Raw genomic sequence first — 18,653 nt, forward strand, 5'->3', positions numbered from 1 at the left:
AGTACTGATCCGTTTTAAAGGATCATGCGCAAAAGTTGGATCACGCGCAAAAGTTGGGACTAGGCAAAAAGTTTGGTCAATCTTAATAGGAAAAGGGTTCTGTCTTTTGACTCTCCGGAACTGCATTCTAAAGCTTTGATTTCAGTATTGAAGGATTCAGCTACTTTCATCGTAATTTTTTTAAAACATATTAATGTAATAACTGATCGTTTTCTAAGTTGCGTTTCAAATCTAAAATCTTCCAAAGATTAAAATTGGCCCAATTGTTCCTGTATAATAGAAAAATTAAGAATATGGAACATACCCATTCACAAAATCAGGAAGAGGCTTCAGCTATTGCAATGAACTGGCTGAAAGCAAAAATGAGAGAACGTTTTGAAAGAGACTTCAATCTGGATGACGAAGTTGTTATCGTATCCGGCGATACACTTAAAGCTGCCCTTACGCCGGAAACGTCGAAACTTTCCCAACCGGAATCATTGGGCCTTTCGTTTTATGTCAATCATATCAACAGCGGAGATTTAAATCCAGATCAGATGGTTTCTGAGATCAATGAGATTAAATGAAAAGTCCCCGGCCGAAACCAGGGAATAATTTGAAAGATATAGTGGTGATTAAATATCATTTTAAATTCAAAGAACGTACCAACATTTCAGATTTTCCTGTTAAGCAGTTAAAATAATTAATTTTAACCGGACTGTTTTCGATTAGGTATGACACTTTTTATGCAATCTGAATAACTTTCTTTACTTTAAAGCATAGCAGATTCACCTTCAAAAATGGTAAACGGCATTACTGAAGATGCACGTTTTTACAGTTCATTTCAATTATATTAAGAATTACCGGATACCGGTTTCAGTATCCTTATTGCATTTTCACAATGAAATGAATTTGAATCCTCCTAAATATTCTGCAGCTATCAATAAAAAACTTCTCAGCATTCCTAGAAATTTAAAAATTTTTAAAACAGATGGGATTTATTTCTGTAGAATTATTGCGTCATAGGATGCTGCAGTTATAATTTAAGGTCAAAAAAAAACCTCTCGTAATGAGAGGCAAACTTACTGAGAATAAATATTGTGTTATTGCTATTGTAAAAATATAAATCATTCCAAAAAGATGTTTATGACCGAAATCACAACCGGAAAAAATTATCTTAACTTTTTGAGGATAAAAAAGACCTGAACATGAGACAGCCACTTTAGAAGATGGATTTAATTGATCAGCCTGATGACTATTATTTTAAAAATTATTCTATTTTTCACACAATAATGATTAAATTTGTACAAACTGATTCAATACCATGACGTTCAACGAAGCACTTAGACAGAAAAAAAATATTTTGAAAAACACAAGTGAGTTTACCAAGACCCTATATGACTATGTAATTATTCCTGAGCTTGAGGATGAAGGTAAAAAATATATGGATGAACTGAAAAAGGCTTCTCTTCCTTTTCCTGATGACAGCTGTAAAAAATACAGCAGCAATGCAAGATTCAAGATATTTCTTCTACCGAAAACCCGGATCTGAAAAGAAACCTACAGTATAAGTTATCAATTTTCATCAAATAAATTTAAATAAAAAATCCCCGTATTGCTACAGGGATTAAAAAACTAATAACCATGAAAACTCAAATTAAACATGAGTGACTGCAAATGTAAGAAATGTTCATCTTAAATGCATCTATTGGCAGGATAAATTTTATCCATTAACATAACTTTAGTATAGATTAAAAATACTTTAATGTATGATAAGAATGCAGAATACCTGTATACATCGGGATTTGGAGAATCTTTGCATTATTTTATGCTGAAATTTTACGACCTGAAAAATTAAACATTCATTTAAAAAATGTTAAAAAAAATAAGCTCTCATTACTGAGAGCTTATTCATTTATGATTATCAATTAATTTAATTTTATTCCTTGATAAACTTTTTCTGTGCAGTACCTTTCACATCATCGATATCAATCACATAAATTCCATTAATCAATGCATGAACATCGATCTTGTTATTTAAAATGATGCCTGATGATACCATCTGTCCCGTGGCATTATAAATTTTATAATTAGCTTTAGGACTAATGTTCTTAATGTTAAGAACTGTTTTTACCGGATTAGGGTAAATTAAAATCTCATTCTGGTCTACTGCATTAGGTACCGGAAGCTTAGAAATTCTTACCGTATAATCTTCTACTTCACCATTCGGGAAGTTGGTACAGTTTACAGGAACAGCATCCTTCGACATAGCCACTCTCATTACGACATATTTGTAATCCGTCAGGCTGATGAATGCATCCGCCGGTACAGAAAATGTTCCGCTTACCGTCTGATCCGTGTTCGGTCCTGATACCAGGATTCTTTCATCAATATCAAAATATCCGTTTCTGTTGAAATCGATCCACACCGCAACTCCGGCATTTCCTGAAGTTTTATCGATGCTGATCTTATTATTTACAGATCCCTGAACCAATTGGATAAAATTATTGGTTACACCGGTATAATCCGTATAGTTTGAAGCTACTGACGGGTTGGTCATGACCGGCTTGCCATTAGGCGTTACTGTTACCTTCGAAATATAATTTGAACTGGCTGTTGTCGCATGCATCTGGCAGTATACGATAGTTGGTGTCGTAAACAGATACGGAAGCGTATAGTTACCAGGTGTTCCGCTACAGATGTTGGCTACCTGCATTTCGTATTGTGTAAGTTCCAGCAGGCCGGTTAAGGTAATCGTGTTGGTATTGGATGTTACCGTCGTCCAGCTTGGAATGCCTACTTTTCTGTATCTCAGGACGTAGGTTGCGCCTGGGAAAGCAGCCCATGTTACCTGTGCTGTCGTGGTGGTGATATTCGTGATCGTCAGTCCCGGAGGAGCAATTTCACAGGTTCTTTCCGTAGTAAATACTTTAGGATTGGACCATGGATTCAATGTATTCTCATTATCACACATATTGGCCACCTGCACTTCATAATTGGTAAACACATTCAGGTTCGACAGCGTGTAGGTGTTGGCCGGAGCCAGCGGCAATGGGATGTTTGCACTCCATCCACCGGTACCGCTTCCTACGATCCTGTATCTCAGGAAATAGTGAGAACTTGCGGCAAGCGGAGACCATGTGATTAATGCTGATGTGGTAGTAATAGCACTTACCGTTACATTTGGAGGCGTAGGATCACATCGGGTCGTAAACGTACTGTGTGAATATACTCCTGTATTGGTATTACAGATGGCAGCTACTTCTACTTCGTACTGGGTAGCCGATAAAAGGTTGGTCAGTGTTGTTGTGTTGGTCGTTGCCGGAGAAGCAGCGGCTGCCACGTTTACGGTCTGCCAGTTTGAAGCCGGAGAAGTAATCGGTCTGTATCTTACCGTATAGGTAGCTCCACCGATATCCTGATTCCAGGTCAACACGATTGAGTTGTGCGTTGGCGTACCCAGTGTTACGGTTGGCGTTGCATTGCTGCAGATACGTAAGTTGATGTTATCAATGGCAATCGGAGGCTGTGTACCGCCGCTTCCGTCATTTCTCCATTCAAATACCAGACGCATGGTTGTTCCGGCAAAACTTGAAATATTTAATGTTGGATTAAAGACATTCTGCCATGCAGTCTGTTGGTTATAGTTGCTACCAATCTGAATTCTACCGGTACCTGCCGTAATCTGAGTTCCTGAAACAGGCATAAAGGTCGTCGGCACCATCCATACTCTTAGATAGTCAAAGCTTGATTCCCCAACGCCTTTCCAGTCGAATGAGAAAATCGCCGTTGTAGTTCCTGCCGGTACGATGATATCCCTGTAGGCATGAACAACGCTGGTTGATGTAATGCTGTAAGCATTGGTAGTTCCGTTGGTATTGGAAATGTACAGTGAATTTCCGGTATTTCCGGTTGCACTTCCATACGTCCATTTATTGGTCTGGGTACCGTTTGTATATCCCAGGTCGCTTCCGGTTGTAAAGGTCTGGATATAAGGAATGGTAGCAGGAATCTGGGTAGTCGTAAAGCTTGGTCCGGCCATCCAGAAACTTCTGTCCGGTCCTGAACATACGGAACGTATCCAGATATAATAAGTCGTATTAGGGGTCAGCGACGTCAGGTTAAGCGTTGTTCCTGCAGATGTACCGGTTGGTGTGGTACCTGCAACAGGCGCTACATTGGTAGTGGATAAATAATATTGGTATCCGCCAACCGGAGCCGGTACTGCAGCGGTCCAGGTAACGGTTGCCGTGCTGCTTCCTACGGTACTGATGGCAATATTGGTAGGAACCTGACAGGTCGGGATGCTTAAATTGATATTGTCAATAGCTGCAGCAGGCTGCGTTCCGAAAACACCGTCATTCCTCCATTCAAACACCAGGCGCACGTTCTGACCGGCAAAACTGCTGAGGTTAACCAGGGTATTGAAATAATTCTGCCATGTACTTTGCTGGTTCAGATCACCACCCAGCTGGATCCTTCCTCCACCTGTTGTAATCTGTGTTCCGGCAACCGGTGTATAAGAGATCGGTACGAGCCATACCCTTAAGTAATCCCATCCGGACTCCCCTTCTCCTTTCCAGTCGAACGATAAAGTTGCATTGGTGCTTCCTGCAGGAACAATAATATCCCTGAAAGCATGCACCACACTTGAAGCGGACGTATTGTACCCATTGGTAACTCCGTTATCATTGGTGATATACAGAGAATTGGCAGGGTTTCCGGTTACCGAACCGTAAAACCAGATATTAGGCTGTCCGGAACTGGTCAGCTGAAGATCATTCCCCGTTGAGAAGTTCTGTACATAAGGAATCGTGGTAGGGATCTGAAGCGTTGAAAAACTTGAAGCAGCGATCCAGACACTTTTATTGGTTGCCCCGCATACGGAACGTACCCACCAGTAATAAGTAGTACTTGGAGATAATGGTACGGTAACACTGGTTCCTGCATTTGCTACCCCGGTAGTGGCCGCAGTAGGAGCTGTAGGATTAGTGCTTATATAATACTCATATCCGTTGGCCGGAACGGTACCGGGAGCCGTCCATGATAAAACCGCACTGTTGGTGGTGATAGTTCCTGTAGTTGGTGCAGAAGGAGGGAAACAGCTTGGTACGCTTACGTTGATGTTATCAATGGCAATTGGCGGCTGTGTCCCGAAACTGTCATCATTTCTCCATTCGAAGACGAGACGCATCGTTGACCCGGCAAAAGAGCTGATGTTCAAGCTGATGGTACTATAGGTCTGCCATGCAGTCTGTCCTATAAATTCAGTCCCGATCTGGATTCTTCCGCCACCGGCAGTAATCTGTGTTCCTGTGGTAGGAGTAAACGTAGCCGGAACCATCCATACCCGGAGGTAATCCCATCCGGACTCCCCTGTTCCCTTCCAATCGAATGAAAAGTTGGCTACGGAAGCACCCGTTGGAATGGTAAGATCCCGGTAGGCCTGTACAACACTCGTTGCACTGGTTGAATAAGCATTCGTCGTTCCATTCGTATTTGAGATGTAGAGCGAGTTGCCCGCATTTCCCGTTGCAGAACCGTAAAACCACTTATTGGTCTGGCTTCCGTTGAGTAACGTAAAGTCATTGGCGGTATTAAAGTTCTGTGAATACGGTAATGGAGCAGGTGTTTGTCCATAGACATCCGGAATGGCGCCTAAATTTAACAAACACAGAAGAAGTACTAAGAAAGTAGAAATTTTCTTCATAAGTTATCATTTAATATTAATCCTTGCAAATCTAATCCGTTTTTTGATAATTTGTAGCATAAAATACTATAATTTTTAAATAAATTACAGTAAATCCAATAGTCCATCTATTGAAAAACAAATATATAAAGGCATTTAGACAGTAAACGTTCAATGTATACTTTTATTGTTTTCCGGACAATCTAAATCAATTGGTTGTTAATGGGTTTTTATATATAATCATTCATCATTGAAGAAATCAGGCCAGTACAATAATCTGTAATCGGTATGAAAAAAATAAGGTCTCCTTTTTGTAAAGGAGACCAAAAAAAACACAAATGATGAAAAAAATTTTATTGAATCAATTATTATTAATCCATGCCGTAAAATTAATCAGGCATGCTTTATTTTATTTATGATTGAAATCATACCGGCAGTTTTTTTCCAGATAAATAAGATTCATTTTAATACTTATTATAAAAATAATTGTTTACCAGCTCGATCAGGATATTTATGAAGTAATCTTTAATAAGTATGGATCCAAACACTCTGAACAAGTACCGGTCATAAAACCATAGAATTAATTCTATAAAAATTCATTGATTTAGATCATTATATTTAAATATTATGTTAAGTAGTTTTACCGTATTGAATAAATCAAATTGACGTGAATAAAATCTCCATACTTATTGCGAATTATAATAATGGCAGATATTTCAGGGATTGTTATGATTCCGTTATTTCGCAAAGCTGGGAAAACTGGGAGGTGATTATTGTCGATGACTGCTCTACAGACGGCTCTGCGGATCTTATAAAAATACTTATTAAGGAGGATAACCGTTTTAAATTCTATCAGAACAAAACCAACAGAGGATGCGGCTACAGCAAGAAAAAATGTCTGGATCTTGCGACCGGTGAATTCTGTGCCTTTCTTGATCCTGACGACGCGCTTTTTGATAATGCGGCAGAAAGCATATTAAAGGAATTCAATAGGAATCAGAAAATCATTGCAGCCTATTCCAAATTAATTTTCTGCGATAAATCCCTCAATCCAAAAGCGGTCTTTTCGAAAATAAAACAAATTCATAACAACAGGTATTTTTTTAATATCCCGATACAGATTCACGCCTTTTTTGTTTTTAAAAGAGAAGCGTACCTGAAAACTTCCGGTATTAATCCGGATCTTAAGAATGCCGTTGATCAGGATCTTTATCTTAAACTGCTTGAAACAGGAGACGCTAAATTCGTGGATGAAGTTCTTTATAAATACAGGATTCATCCTGACGGGATTTCCCAGCACAGTTCCAAACAGAGCGTAAAAGAATCTTTTGCTCGTGTTATTCATGAAACCATGCAGCGGAGGGAAATTACCAGCATTAACGGAACTCCCGTCCCTGAAGTCTATACGGATGCCCAGGATATTTATGATATGCTGAATTACCAGACGAAAATCCATTATAGGTTAATGAATAAAATAAAACTTCATCTCAGCACGATCAGCAACTGAGTAATAACCAACCAAGCTTAAATTTGAGTAGCCGATCTCTCCAGGAAATCTGATCCTAAAATAACGTGAGCTCGATGTAGAAATATGATCATAAGGCTGGAAGAGGGATGCCTGATGCAGAAAGTTTCTCTCGTCAAAAATATAATAAGAGGTCCTCATGATCAAACTGAATCTTTTGTCAGCGGCTTGGTTTTATTTTAACCAATAAACGGTTCAACACAAATTGAATAAAGCAAAATTTACATTGTTTTAAAGTTCCGAAGCGATGGCTTTCTACAGGATGGGATAAAATCCTGACTGAATTAGCAGTGAATTTTATTTTTAAAATTAATTAAACAACTGGACATAATTCACGTTAAAATAAAGAGGCGGCCTTAAAAGGCCGCCTCTTCTTAAGGTGTATATGGGTTGGAAAAAGTGTCTTATCTTGCAGAATCCGTCCGCGTTCCATTCGATGGTGTACTGCCGGTTGAGCCGTTAGTCTGGTTCGTTGTAGTACTTCTCTGATTATTCTGGGTATTCCCCTGGTTCATCGCACTGTCGCCGGCGGTGCCCGCAGAATCTGAAGGCATGGCTCCTGAAGTATCAGACATGGTTCCCGAAGTACCGGTAGAATCTGCCATGGTTGTGTTATCATTTTGTGTTTCCTGTTTTTTACAGCTTACTGCAAAAAGACTTAATCCCAGCATTAATAGCATTACTTTTTTCATATAATAATTTTTTGATGTTTAAATATTAAATCAAAATTATGTTTAAAAAAATGGGAATTCTATGAGCGGAGTCATAACACAGGATAAATATTCAATGAAATAGCCTCCCTTGCAGGAGGCCGTAAAAACACAAATGATGAAAAAAATCTATTCAGAGTGCACTGAACAGAGCTTATATGCAGCTATTGCTGCTATACTTCGATTTACAATTCCTCCGCTTATATGAAGTTATTGTAATAATATGGTAGATCTTACCCTTAACTTTTATAGATGAGAGAGGCCAAAGATAATAAGCATTAATGAAATAAACAAAATAGTAAGTATTAAAATTTCAGAAAAACAGAAATTATACGTATCATAAAGTCTTTCAGACTTTTAGCAGTTCTGTTATTTCATAATAAAAAAATCCCACCGTTTCAGGTGAGATTTTCATTCGTTTTATTCTTCCCAGACAATGGGAATATAAATCGTGACATAACCGTCAGGATCTACCTGTGCATCCGAAACTTCAGAGGTTACAGAGCCGTATCCTACCCAGCCGCCCTGTCCCTGCATGGCAGTAAAAGTATAAGTTCCGGCAGGCAAATCCTCAGAATAGGCAGGTAATGTCTGGAAGCCGCCTCCGTAATAGGTATCGTAACTTTGCCCGGTTACCGTATGGGTCGCGATAAAACTTCCCACGTCATAACTCCCGGAAAGCGTCTTGCTTCCGTCCTGTCCCACAAGGCCATAACGGATTTTATACGTTTTGGCTTTTGCAGGTTCTTTAGAAACGATGTTCTTTGTGTGTGAATCCTTTGCCTCAGTGGAAAAAGAACTTCCCACGATAACAACACCTGCCATCAGCAGGATTTTTACAAGTGAATTTTTCATATTAATATCATTTAGGTAAAACAAAAATAATCATTCTATATTAATTCAATACCCGGGGAATATTAAGCGAAAGTTACATTTCGCAGAGAATGTCTCTCATCGTATAAAAGCCCGGCATGGCTCAATGAACATTGCTGAATTGCTTCAAAATAAGAAAATATTAATACTTTTTCATTTTTTTTAACATTGCTTAACGGACTTTGGCTTCATAATTGGAAATACTATAAATTCAAAGTCAGACTGACTTAACATCCTTATAAAAATTTGAATTATGAGAAATATAGTGTTAACAGGGCTGATGTCGGTTTTTTTACTGACGGCCTGTAAGAAAGATGATCAGATCGCTGAACAACAGTCTTTGGAACAACAGAAGATGGAGTTCCAGATGAGACAATTGGAAATAGAGAAGCAGAAATTAGCCATTGAAAAAGAAAAAATGGCTTACGAAGCACAGAAAAAAGCAGACAGCATTGCTGAAATGCAAAAGGCTAAAACGGCTGCTGCAGTAAATGCCAGACCACAGGTAATCAGAGAAACCCGTACGGTATACAGAGACCGTTCCAGCTCAAGTTCAAGCAACGGCAATTATGCCAGCAACGGAACTTCAACGCAGACTGCTGCCAAAAAGAAAGGAATGAGTGAAGCAGCAAAAGGTACGATTATCGGTGCTGTCGGAGGTGCTGCCTTAGGAGCTATCGTAAATAAGAAAAGTCCGGGCGCAGGTGCCGCTATCGGTGGGGTAATCGGGGGTGCTACCGGTTATACTTTAGGTAGAGCCCAGGACCGGAAAAGCGGAAGGGTTCAGCCAAGATAATATTTTTAACATAACATAGAAAGATTGCTTAATTTTAAGCAATCTTTTTTTATGTTATTACTTTTCCTTTCTATCCTCCTTCTGATTCCGGTTCTAATGGGACTGGGAAATATCACGAAATGCTTCTCAGGGAATTTTATTCATGGAATATCAGGGGATATTCTGTTGGGAATTGCAGGGATCAGTATATTATTGACCATAATCTCCTTTTTTGTTCCCTTGAATATATACGTTGAAATTCCTATAATAGCCCTAGGGCTGTTTTATTTTATAAGGGATCAGTTATACAGCGCGTTTTTCCGGTTTTCAAAGCAAGAAGTTTTACTGCTGTTTTCGGTAACGGGGATAATTCTATTCTGCGGATCCTTCTATCCTTATATATTGGATCATTTCGGTTATTATGTACCTACGGTCAAATGGCTGCGGGAATTCGGTCTTGTTAAAGGAATATCCAATCTGGACCTTACACTGGGCCAAATGTCGCTCTGGCATATTTTTCAGGCCGGATTTTCTAACTTTTCCGATCCTTATTTAAGGATCAATTCCATTCTGTTGGTTGTTTACACCTTATATATGATAGAAAACAAAAGATGGATCCACTTCTTGTTTATTCCGGTTCTCCTTCTATTTTCGCAATCTCCCAGCCCCGATCTGCCCGTCATTATTTTTTCACTGATCATTGTAGATGAGATGCTGAAGAAAAACAGGCAAACTTCTATCCTCTTTGCCTTTTCGGTGTTTGTTTTTGCGGTAAAGCCCACCATGATCTGGCTTCCCCTGGTGAGTTTTCTTTACGCTGCTTTCATTATCAAATCAAAATTTACCGGTCTTATCCCCGGTTTCCTTATGGCGCTGTTGTTTTTTGCAAAAAACATCTGGACCTTCGGATATCCGGTTTTTCCCATTGCTGCCGGAGATCTGAATATCCTGTGGAAGCCCAATCCTGAAATCTTACGGAATTCTTCGAAGTTTGCCCTTCAGAAAACCTATGATATGCAGTATTCTTATGAAGAGATCCGGCAGTTTTCTCCGTTCGATTACATCAAAAACTGGCTTTTTCTCGAAGGCATCAAATCAAAAATAAATATTCTGTTTATCGTAAGCCTGCTGGGCTTTATCATATTCAGCTGTATCAAAAAAAACAGGATCCTCCATCTTATCTGTATTTCAATTTTAGTTAAAAGTATTTTAGTGCTCCTCTTTTCTGCCCAGTACCGGTTTTTTACCGATGTCTTTTTTGTAATCTTCTTTATAATTTTCAGGAATCATGTTAGCCGGCAGAAAGCGATTGCTGCATTTTCGGTATTAAGCGTCATTTTCATCGGGGCCATGGCTTTACCCCATATTCTTCGGACCTGGCTTCCGAGTTTCAGGCCCGGCAATTTCATGGGGACCTTTGAGGCAGAACAGCTGTACCGGCCTTCAGCCTATAAATATCATGAATACACTCCCTATCAAATTGGAAATCTGAGGTTTAATGTTTCTAAAAAATACCCTTATAACTTCGATACGGAACTGCCGGCCATTTCGGAAGGTTATATTTTTGATGATGTGAAAGCCGGAATTTTTCCGCAGCTGAAAGATCCGAAAAAGATAAAAAATGGCTTTATCTGGAAAAAGCTGGATGCGGAAGAAAAAAGAGCAGCAGATCAGATCATTCATTCCATCAACCGTTCTTATAAACAGAACTGAACTTCGCTGCATTTCCATCTGAATAAAAAGCCTTAAATTTGTGTCATGTTAAATACTCTAGGTAATCTTCTCAGTCTTACAACATTCGGAGAGAGTCATGGTCTGGCTTACGGTGGCATCATTAATAATTTTCCGGCAGGATTAACGGTTGATTTCGATAAAATCCAGTATGAACTGGATCGCCGGAAACCGGGACAGTCTGCCATTGTTACCCAAAGGAAAGAAAGCGATACGGTAAAGTTTATGTCAGGAGTTTTTGAAGGGATAACCACAGGCACCCCGATCGGCTTTATCATCGAAAATGAAAATCAGAAATCGAAAGATTATGATCATATCGCCGGTTCTTACCGTCCCAGCCATGCCGATTTTACCTACGACCGGAAATTCGGGATCAGGGATTACCGCGGCGGCGGGAAATCTTCGGCACGGGAAACGATCAACTGGGTGGTAGCCGGTGCCTTGGCCAAACAGCTGCTGTCGGATATTGAAATTAATGCCTATGTTTCCTCAGTAGGGGATATCTTCTGTGAAAAACCTTATCAGGCTCTGGATTTTTCCCAAACGGAAAGCAATGAAGTACGCTGTCCCGATGCAGAAACGGCAGAGCGAATGATCGAAAGGATTAAAGAGATCAAAAAAGAAGGCAATACCATCGGCGGAACCATTACGTGTGTCATCAAAAATGTTCCGGTGGGCATCGGCGAACCTGTTTTCTCTAAACTCCAGGCGGAACTGGCAAAAGCCATGCTCAATATCAATGCGGCCAAAGGCTTCGAATACGGAAGCGGGTTCTGCGGGGCAAAAATGACCGGTAAAGAACACAATGACCTTTTCAATGAAGACTTCACTACCAGATCCAATCTTTCAGGAGGAATCCAGGGAGGAATTTCCAATGGAATGGATATTTACTTCCGCGTAGCCTTCAAACCAATCGCTACGATCTTAAGGCCTCAGGAAAGTGTGGATAAAGAAGGGAACCCTGTAATTGTGGAAGGAAAAGGCCGTCACGATCCGTGTGTTCTGCCAAGGGCTGTCCCCGTCGTGGAAAGCCTGGCCGCTTTTGTACTGGCCGATTTATTCCTGATCAACAAAACCAGAAACATCAATAATTTTTAAACATAAATATTTTTAGTAATGGAAAATTACTGGGAAAAAGCCGTCTCTTTTGAAGAGTATGTGCAAACCGGAAAACAAAGATTGGAAAACCCTGCCAACCAACAGGAAATCGATTATAAACATTATTACGAATTGGGGCTTCAGCGGATCGACAGAACCGTGAAAAAGTACGTGGCTGATGAAGAACAGCTGAAAGAGCTGGCCTCCAAAAATTTCACCGGAAAAATTTTAATTATTTCCGAAGTCTGGTGCGGCGATGCCAGCTCCACCGTTCCGGCCCTGGTTAAATTTTTTGAAGGGAAAAATGAGGTAAGGATTTTTCTGCGGGACAGCGATAAAAGCCTGATCAACCGGTTTCTTACCAACGGTACGGAATCGATCCCGAAAGTGATCATTCTGAACAGCGATTTCAGCGTAAAAAATTCATGGGGACCGCGACCGGAATACGGAAGGCAGCTGCTTGGTAAATTTAAAGCGGATCCTGAGCATTATACCCGGGATCTATTTTACAACGACCTTCAGCTTTATTATGCTAAAAACAGAGGAAAAGATGCGATTCAGGAAATCCTGGAATTGTTGTGATTTTCGGGTTATCTCCAATAATACCCGTTCCGTAAAATCTCCGTTTAAATAAAATAATTTTTATCAAGCGTTAAAATGAAAAAAAACATCATTTATGTTATCCTGATTGCCCTGATTGCCGTTATTGCTTTTGTGCCGGGAGTAAAAGAGAAGCTGCAGGATACCTTTTTCCCTATTGCCGCTATCGAAAATGCCGTCCATATTGACGATGAGGATTACGATGTCGAACTGCAGGGAATCAACGCTCCCAGCACCAACCTTAAAACATTTAAGGGAAAAGCGGTATTCCTGAATTTCTGGGGAACCTGGTGTCCGCCTTGCCGGAAAGAATGGCCTTCCATCCAGAAGCTGTACGATACCCGGAAAGAGCATGTAAATTTTGTCCTGATTGCCATGAACGACCAGGAAGATGCCGTGAGAAAATTTTTAAAGGAAAACCATTACAATGTTCCCGTTTATATTGCCCAAAGTCCGATCTCCGAAAAGATCCTTCCGAAGGTTTTCCCAACCACCTATCTTCTGGATAAAAACGGCAGGATCCTCATTAAGGAAGACGCTTCAAGAGACTGGAATACAGAATCTACCCATCAGTTTATTGATAATATAATTAAATAACTTTAACAGAAGTTCACAGTCTGTTGGTACAGAATTTGTCAAATACATAGGGTTTAAAATTATTTAAAGCCGGACACAGAATGAAGTATTCCAAATTAAACCTGGCAAAAGAAGCCATCAGCCATAAAGGTTTTGTACAGAAAATCCCCGATATTTTCAGAATGGTAAAAATGTGGAGAAGAGGAGCCTATCCGATGCGTTCACTGGATATTATCCTGCCTCTGCTGGGACTTCTGTACGTAATCTCCCCGATCGACCTGCTTCCGGAAGTGGCTGTTCCGGTAATCGGAGTTCTGGATGACCTTGCCGTACTGTCACTGGCCATCCCGAAACTCATCAGGGAAGTCGATAAATTCCTGCTTTGGGAAGCCGACCGGAAGTATAATACCGGCGGTGCAAAAATTATCGATGCCGAAATTGTAGAATAAGTAACAAACCATCTTTAAGGGATGGTTTTTTCGTACCCTACATTTCGCTACTACACAAGATGAATTTATTCCAAATCATAAATTGACTATTGACTTGCGAAGCAAAATTAACTATTCACTTTCAACCTTTCATCTCAAATCCTTAAATTTGCAAACATCTAATAAAAAATAATGGAAAGTAAAAAAGAATTCTTTTTAGAATGCTACAAACTGGGCATCATCAAATTCGGAAGATTCACTTTAAAAAGCGGTATCGAAAGCCCTTTTTATGTAGATTTAAGACCTTTGGCATCAGATCCCAAGATTTTGAAAAATCTTGCCAATTACCTGCTGGATATGCTTCCGCTGGATAATTTCGACCTGATCTGCGGGGTTCCTTATGCTGCACTTCCGATGGCTACGGCGATGTCTTTACAGAGCTACATTCCGTTAATTATCAAAAGAAAAGAAGCCAAGAACTACGGTACCAAAAAGCTGATCGAAGGCATTTACCAGAAAGGCCAGAACTGCCTGTTGGTAGAAGACGTCATCACTTCCGGAAAATCTCTGATCGAAACGATTGCCGAAGTGGAACAGGAGGATCTTAAAGTTGCGGATATCGTTGTGGTTCTCGACCGGGAACAGGGAGGTAAACAGCTTCTGGAAAACAGGGGATACCGGGTTCATACCCTTTTCAATATTTCTGAAGTCTGTGGAATCCTGCAGGAAAACGGGGAATTATCGGATGATGAAGTAGCAAGAATCCAGGATTTTTTAAAAGGAAACCACATTCAGTTTGAAGAGAAAACCAGGCTTTCCTACCAGGAAAAATTTGAACAGGCCCAGCATTCCGTTTCAAAGAAGCTTCTTGAAACTGCACTGGCCAAAGAATCCAATCTCATCGCTTCTGCCGATGTTACCACGACTCAGGAACTGTTGGATCTTGCTGAAAAAGTAGGTCCGCATGTGATTGCTTTGAAAACACATATCGACATCATTTCCGATTTTGATTATGAAAAAACGATTGTCCCTTTAAAAGCGCTGGCTACCCAACATAATTTCCTTCTGATGGAAGACCGAAAATTTGCAGACATCGGAAATACGCAGGAACTTCAGTTTACCAGCGGTGTTTTCAAAATTACCGATTGGGCAGATTTCGTTACTTCGCAGGTCATCGGAGGTTTTGAATCTTTAGACTATTTCCGGAACGTGGGGGTAGTTGCCATCATCGGAATGTCGTCCAAAGGCGCTTTAACGACCAGTGCTTACCGGGAAGAAGCTTTAAAAGTGGCTGCTTCTCACCCGAATGTCATCGGGGGCGTATCGCAGAACCCGCTGCCGGACGAAATGCTTTTATTCACTCCCGGCGTAAACCTGGCCGACTCCGGAGACGGAAAAGGACAGCAGTACAATACGCCTGAACACGTCTTTAAAACGCTCCATACCGATTTCATCATTGTCGGAAGAGGCATCTATAAAGCAGAAAATCCGGAAGAAGCTGCCATCACCTACAAAAACGAAGGCTGGAATGCTTATTTAAGCTCCCTGGAAAAAAAAGCAATTCAGGATTAAAATCTTTACCGAATTTATACAAAATAAGTTATATTTGATACTTTATCACAGTAATTGAAAAGGATCAGCATTTGTCTTATTTTATTTTTGGGTGTCGCCGAGGTTTCTGCGCAGAAGGATAGTATTCATATTCAGGCCAAGCTGTCGCAGGACAGGAAGACGCTGGAGGTGAGTGAGGAAATCGTTTATTATAACCATTCTGCCAAAGACCTGGACTCCGTTAAACTTTTAAATTGGGTAGCTGCCTACAACAAACGGGGTACTTCCCTGGCCTACCGCAAACTGGAAGACCGTAATACCGACCTACATTTTGCCAGGCAGGACCAGCTGGGTAAACTGCTGCAATTACAGGTAAAAAGTTCGGACCAGGATATTCCTGTAAGCGATACTTCTGAAGAAAATCTTTTTCTTCCTTTAAAAGAAATTTTAAAGCCCGGAGAAAAGATCAGACTGCAGCTGCAATACATACTCCAGCTCCCCGACAGCAGATTTACGGGATACGGAACCTCGGCCACCGGTACCGCCTTAAAATATTTCTTTATTGTTCCGGATCGTTTCGATCCGGACAATATTTCTGCCCGGGAATATCAGGATATCGAAGAATCAGTCAGCTTCAATACGTTTTGGACAGTAAACTTTGATCTGCCTGCTACTTATTTTGCAGAAGGCAATTTAAAGCAGAGCCAGCCCAATTCATTCACAGGATACCTGGATGCCGATCCGGAATTTCTGATTTCACCCGATCAATATCCTTCCATTGCCATCAATACCGATGATATTCACACAGAGGTAAAATTCGGGTATCCCCTGAAGCCGGAAGAAAAGCAGGATCTGGAATTTTATCTTCCTTTACATTTAAATTTTATCAAGCAAAGAATCGGTACCATCCCGGAAAGCATTTACATCTCTGAAAAGTTCAGAAATAAAGAAGACTTTTTCGGGAATAACGACATTACCTTCTGGAAATACCGGTTCAGGCTGTTTACTGCTGCGGAAAACAGGGATATGGATTATTTCGGAATCATCTCTAAAAAGGTCCTGGATGAAAGCATCATTACCGATAAGCAAGATTTCCATTGGTTTAAAAACGGACTGAAATCCTATCTTGAAATCCAGTACCTCAGGAAATTCTATCCGGACACCAAATTGCTGGGCATGCTGAATGACACAAAAATTTTCGGCATCAAGCCCCTGAAACTTTTCCACGCTTCGGATGTAAAACTGACTGAACGGTATGGCCTGGCCTATCAGTACATCATGTCCCAGAACCTGGATCAGAAAATCGATGAGAAGTTCTCTGCCCTGAGTAATTTCAACGATATGGCCATCAGCGGCTTTGAAACGGGAACCCTTTTCAATTATACCGCGGACCAAATGGGCCGCCAGAATTTTGAAAGCCTGGTTCAGGAATTTATTGCCGGAAACAGAGACCAGGAAACCAATCCCAAAGATTTTTTAAAGGAACTGGCCGTAAAAGATACAAGGGCATCTTACCTGTCTGAGTTTATCCAGCACAAGAACAGGGTAAATTTTACCTTAAAAAGGTTCAGAAAAAACGGCGATTTCCTGGATATTAAAATCCAGAAAAATACTCCAGCCAATATCCCCGTGAAACTTCAGACGACTTCCCGTGATGGCCAGAAGAAAGAATACTGGGTGGAAACGGAAGAAAGCCGGAAAATAAAAACCGTTTCGATTCCGGCCCTGGACATTTATAAAATAACCCTGAATGACGAATATATTTTTCCGGAATCCAACTACCGGGACAATTACCTCTATGCCAAAGGTTTATTTTCCAATACTAAAAAAATCAAGCTTAAACTGATTAAAGACATTCCGAATCCTGAATTCAACGAGATTTATATTAATCCCCGTGTCCGGTTCAGCAATACCTATGATAAATTTTTAATCGGGCTTAACTTTAAAAACCAGTCGTTTTTCGATCAGAAGTTCCTGTATTCCCTCACTCCTACTTACAGTACGGGAACCGGAAAACTGACGGGATCAGGAGCTATCGCCTACTCTTTCCTCCCTGCTGAAAGCCTTATCCGAAGCCTGACCTTCGGTGTTTCGGGATCTTATTTCCATTATGATTATGATCTGGCGTACCGGAAAGCTTCCATTTATTCCAACTTAAGTTTTATGAAAAATCCGCGGAGCACGGTAAGCAGCAGCTTCGGGATTTCGTACAATTATTTTGAGAGGGATCTGAGCCAGTTGATGATTGCTAACAATGACTATGACCGGTACAATCTCTGGAGCGCAGGTTATGGCTATAACGACAGCCAGAGCATTCATGAAAAGAGTCTGGGGGTAAGCACCCAATGGATGGAAGATTTCCATAAAGTAACGGCAGAGGGTTTTTACCGCTGGGAATTTGCACCCAGGCAGAAACTCAGTGTCCGTTTGTTTGCAGGATACTTTATTAAAAACAATACGCGCAACAATACCTTTAATTTTGGGATCTCCAGGGTTTCAGATTACTCCTTCTCCTATAATTTGCTGGGACAAAGTGCGACAGGCGGAATCCTTTCACAACAGTTTATTCTTGCGGACGGTGGCTTTAAGTCTTTTATTCCCGGCACAGTCAACAAATGGATCACGTCCGTAAATGTGGACACCAGTGTATGGAAAATCTTCCATGTCTATGCCGATGCAGGCGTTTACGACAACAAAAACCAATCGACGAAATTTATCTGGGACAGTGGCGTGAAAGTGAGAATCATTCCTGACTTCCTCGAAGTCTATCTGCCGGTACAGTCTTCCCTTGGATTTGAGCCTGCCTTCAAAGATTACGGAAAAAGAATACGGTATACCCTGATCCTGAACCTGAGCTCCATTATCAATGCAGCACGAAGAGGCTGGTATTAATATGTATTTATTAACCTTAATCCGGAAAAGAACCTGGATTAACAGGCTGGAAGAAGGATGCCGGAAGTTTCACCAGCCAAACATAAGATCAAAGAAAATCATGGAGAGACGGCTTAGTACAGAACAGGATAAAATCCTGTCACAAAGGTGAACCGTTTATTTTTCTGACAAGAAGAGTGGTATTTAACCCTGACGAATCAGCCTCATTTTTATTTTTGAGTTAAAT

Annotated in this window: 14 protein-coding genes; 11 read left to right on the forward strand and 3 right to left on the reverse strand. The window is 40.6% G+C overall.

All coding sequences use genetic code 11. The annotated features are described in order from the left end of the window. Window positions 1–293: 293 nt before the first annotated feature. Together CHA01nite_RS08340 and CHA01nite_RS08345 are read left to right on the forward strand one after the other, a co-directional pair. The gene (locus tag CHA01nite_RS08340; protein WP_146940858.1) at window positions 294–566 is read left to right on the forward strand and encodes a hypothetical protein; all 273 of its coding nucleotides are present in this window, start codon (window positions 294–296) and stop codon (window positions 564–566) included. Between the two features lie 776 nt (window positions 567–1,342). Then, a complete protein-coding gene (locus tag CHA01nite_RS08345) occupies window positions 1,343–1,531 on the forward strand; it encodes a hypothetical protein (protein ID WP_146940859.1) in 189 nt (62 codons plus the stop codon). Between the two features lie 387 nt (window positions 1,532–1,918). Here CHA01nite_RS08345 and CHA01nite_RS08350 read toward each other — a convergent pair whose 3' ends face one another. Continuing rightward, on the reverse strand, window positions 1,919–5,689 hold the full coding sequence (locus CHA01nite_RS08350) for a fibronectin type III domain-containing protein (RefSeq protein WP_146940860.1): 3,771 nt from the start codon (window positions 5,687–5,689) through the stop codon (window positions 1,919–1,921). Window positions 5,690–6,335: 646 nt separating this feature from the next. Between CHA01nite_RS08350 and CHA01nite_RS08355 the strand changes: the two genes are divergently transcribed. Then, window positions 6,336–7,175 carry a glycosyltransferase family 2 protein gene (locus CHA01nite_RS08355; protein ID WP_146940861.1) on the forward strand — a complete coding sequence of 280 codons (840 nt, stop codon included), beginning with the start codon at window positions 6,336–6,338 and terminating at the stop codon, window positions 7,173–7,175. A 422-nt stretch (window positions 7,176–7,597) separates the two neighbouring features. Here the strand turns inward: CHA01nite_RS08355 and CHA01nite_RS08360 are convergent, their stop codons facing one another. Together CHA01nite_RS08360 and CHA01nite_RS08365 are read right to left on the reverse strand one after the other, a co-directional pair. Then, window positions 7,598–7,885 carry a hypothetical protein gene (locus CHA01nite_RS08360; protein ID WP_146940862.1) on the reverse strand — a complete coding sequence of 96 codons (288 nt, stop codon included), beginning with the start codon at window positions 7,883–7,885 and terminating at the stop codon, window positions 7,598–7,600. 438 nt (window positions 7,886–8,323) lie between these two features. Next, window positions 8,324–8,758: a hypothetical protein gene (locus CHA01nite_RS08365; RefSeq protein ID WP_146940863.1), complete on the reverse strand. Its 435-nt coding sequence runs from the start codon at window positions 8,756–8,758 to the stop codon at window positions 8,324–8,326. A 271-nt stretch (window positions 8,759–9,029) separates the two neighbouring features. On the opposite strand from CHA01nite_RS08365, the gene CHA01nite_RS08370 reads away from it, so the two are divergent. From CHA01nite_RS08370 to CHA01nite_RS08405, 8 genes are all read left to right on the forward strand, one after another. Then, the gene (locus CHA01nite_RS08370; RefSeq protein WP_146940864.1) at window positions 9,030–9,572 is read left to right on the forward strand and encodes a YMGG-like glycine zipper-containing protein; all 543 of its coding nucleotides are present in this window, start codon (window positions 9,030–9,032) and stop codon (window positions 9,570–9,572) included. 51 nt (window positions 9,573–9,623) lie between these two features. Then, window positions 9,624–11,264: an LIC_10190 family membrane protein gene (locus tag CHA01nite_RS08375; RefSeq protein WP_146940865.1), complete on the forward strand. Its 1,641-nt coding sequence runs from the start codon at window positions 9,624–9,626 to the stop codon at window positions 11,262–11,264. Window positions 11,265–11,309: 45 nt separating this feature from the next. Then, the gene (gene aroC / locus CHA01nite_RS08380) at window positions 11,310–12,380 is read left to right on the forward strand and encodes a chorismate synthase (RefSeq protein ID WP_146940866.1); all 1,071 of its coding nucleotides are present in this window, start codon (window positions 11,310–11,312) and stop codon (window positions 12,378–12,380) included. A gap of 18 nt (window positions 12,381–12,398) precedes the next feature. Beyond that, complete coding sequence (locus tag CHA01nite_RS08385; protein WP_146940867.1) at window positions 12,399–12,962, forward strand: thioredoxin family protein; 564 nt, start codon at window positions 12,399–12,401, stop codon at window positions 12,960–12,962. A gap of 75 nt (window positions 12,963–13,037) precedes the next feature. After that, window positions 13,038–13,577 carry a TlpA family protein disulfide reductase gene (locus CHA01nite_RS08390; protein WP_146940868.1) on the forward strand — a complete coding sequence of 180 codons (540 nt, stop codon included), beginning with the start codon at window positions 13,038–13,040 and terminating at the stop codon, window positions 13,575–13,577. 80 nt (window positions 13,578–13,657) lie between these two features. Continuing rightward, complete coding sequence (locus CHA01nite_RS08395; protein ID WP_146940869.1) at window positions 13,658–14,005, forward strand: YkvA family protein; 348 nt, start codon at window positions 13,658–13,660, stop codon at window positions 14,003–14,005. A 171-nt stretch (window positions 14,006–14,176) separates the two neighbouring features. Continuing rightward, window positions 14,177–15,556, forward strand: coding sequence for an orotidine-5'-phosphate decarboxylase (pyrF, locus tag CHA01nite_RS08400; protein ID WP_146940870.1), 1,380 nt, complete (start codon window positions 14,177–14,179; stop codon window positions 15,554–15,556). Window positions 15,557–15,610: 54 nt separating this feature from the next. Further along, a complete protein-coding gene (locus CHA01nite_RS08405) occupies window positions 15,611–18,427 on the forward strand; it encodes a gluzincin family metallopeptidase (protein WP_228458372.1) in 2,817 nt (938 codons plus the stop codon). Window positions 18,428–18,653 lie beyond the last annotated feature (226 nt).

The sequence above is a fragment of the Chryseobacterium hagamense genome (assembly GCF_007991455.1).
GTDB classification, from domain to species: domain Bacteria; phylum Bacteroidota; class Bacteroidia; order Flavobacteriales; family Weeksellaceae; genus Chryseobacterium; species Chryseobacterium hagamense.

Bases quoted from the DNA above. Each gene is read 5' to 3' on its own strand.
- pyrF (WP_146940870.1), top strand. From the start codon at position 14,177: ATGGAAAGTAAAAAAGAATTCTTTTTAGAATGCTACAAACTGGGCATC.
- aroC (WP_146940866.1), top strand. From the start codon at position 11,310: ATGTTAAATACTCTAGGTAATCTTCTCAGTCTTACAACATTCGGAGAG.
- CHA01nite_RS08395 (WP_146940869.1), top strand. From the start codon at position 13,658: ATGAAGTATTCCAAATTAAACCTGGCAAAAGAAGCCATCAGCCATAAA.
- CHA01nite_RS08375 (WP_146940865.1), top strand. From the start codon at position 9,624: ATGTTATTACTTTTCCTTTCTATCCTCCTTCTGATTCCGGTTCTAATG.
- CHA01nite_RS08370 (WP_146940864.1), top strand. From the start codon at position 9,030: ATGAGAAATATAGTGTTAACAGGGCTGATGTCGGTTTTTTTACTGACG.
- CHA01nite_RS08390 (WP_146940868.1), top strand. From the start codon at position 13,038: ATGAAAAAAAACATCATTTATGTTATCCTGATTGCCCTGATTGCCGTT.
- CHA01nite_RS08340 (WP_146940858.1), top strand. From the start codon at position 294: ATGGAACATACCCATTCACAAAATCAGGAAGAGGCTTCAGCTATTGCA.
- CHA01nite_RS08350 (WP_146940860.1), bottom strand. From the start codon at position 5,689: ATGAAGAAAATTTCTACTTTCTTAGTACTTCTTCTGTGTTTGTTAAAT.
- CHA01nite_RS08385 (WP_146940867.1), top strand. From the start codon at position 12,399: ATGGAAAATTACTGGGAAAAAGCCGTCTCTTTTGAAGAGTATGTGCAA.
- CHA01nite_RS08365 (WP_146940863.1), bottom strand. From the start codon at position 8,758: ATGAAAAATTCACTTGTAAAAATCCTGCTGATGGCAGGTGTTGTTATC.
- CHA01nite_RS08360 (WP_146940862.1), bottom strand. From the start codon at position 7,885: ATGAAAAAAGTAATGCTATTAATGCTGGGATTAAGTCTTTTTGCAGTA.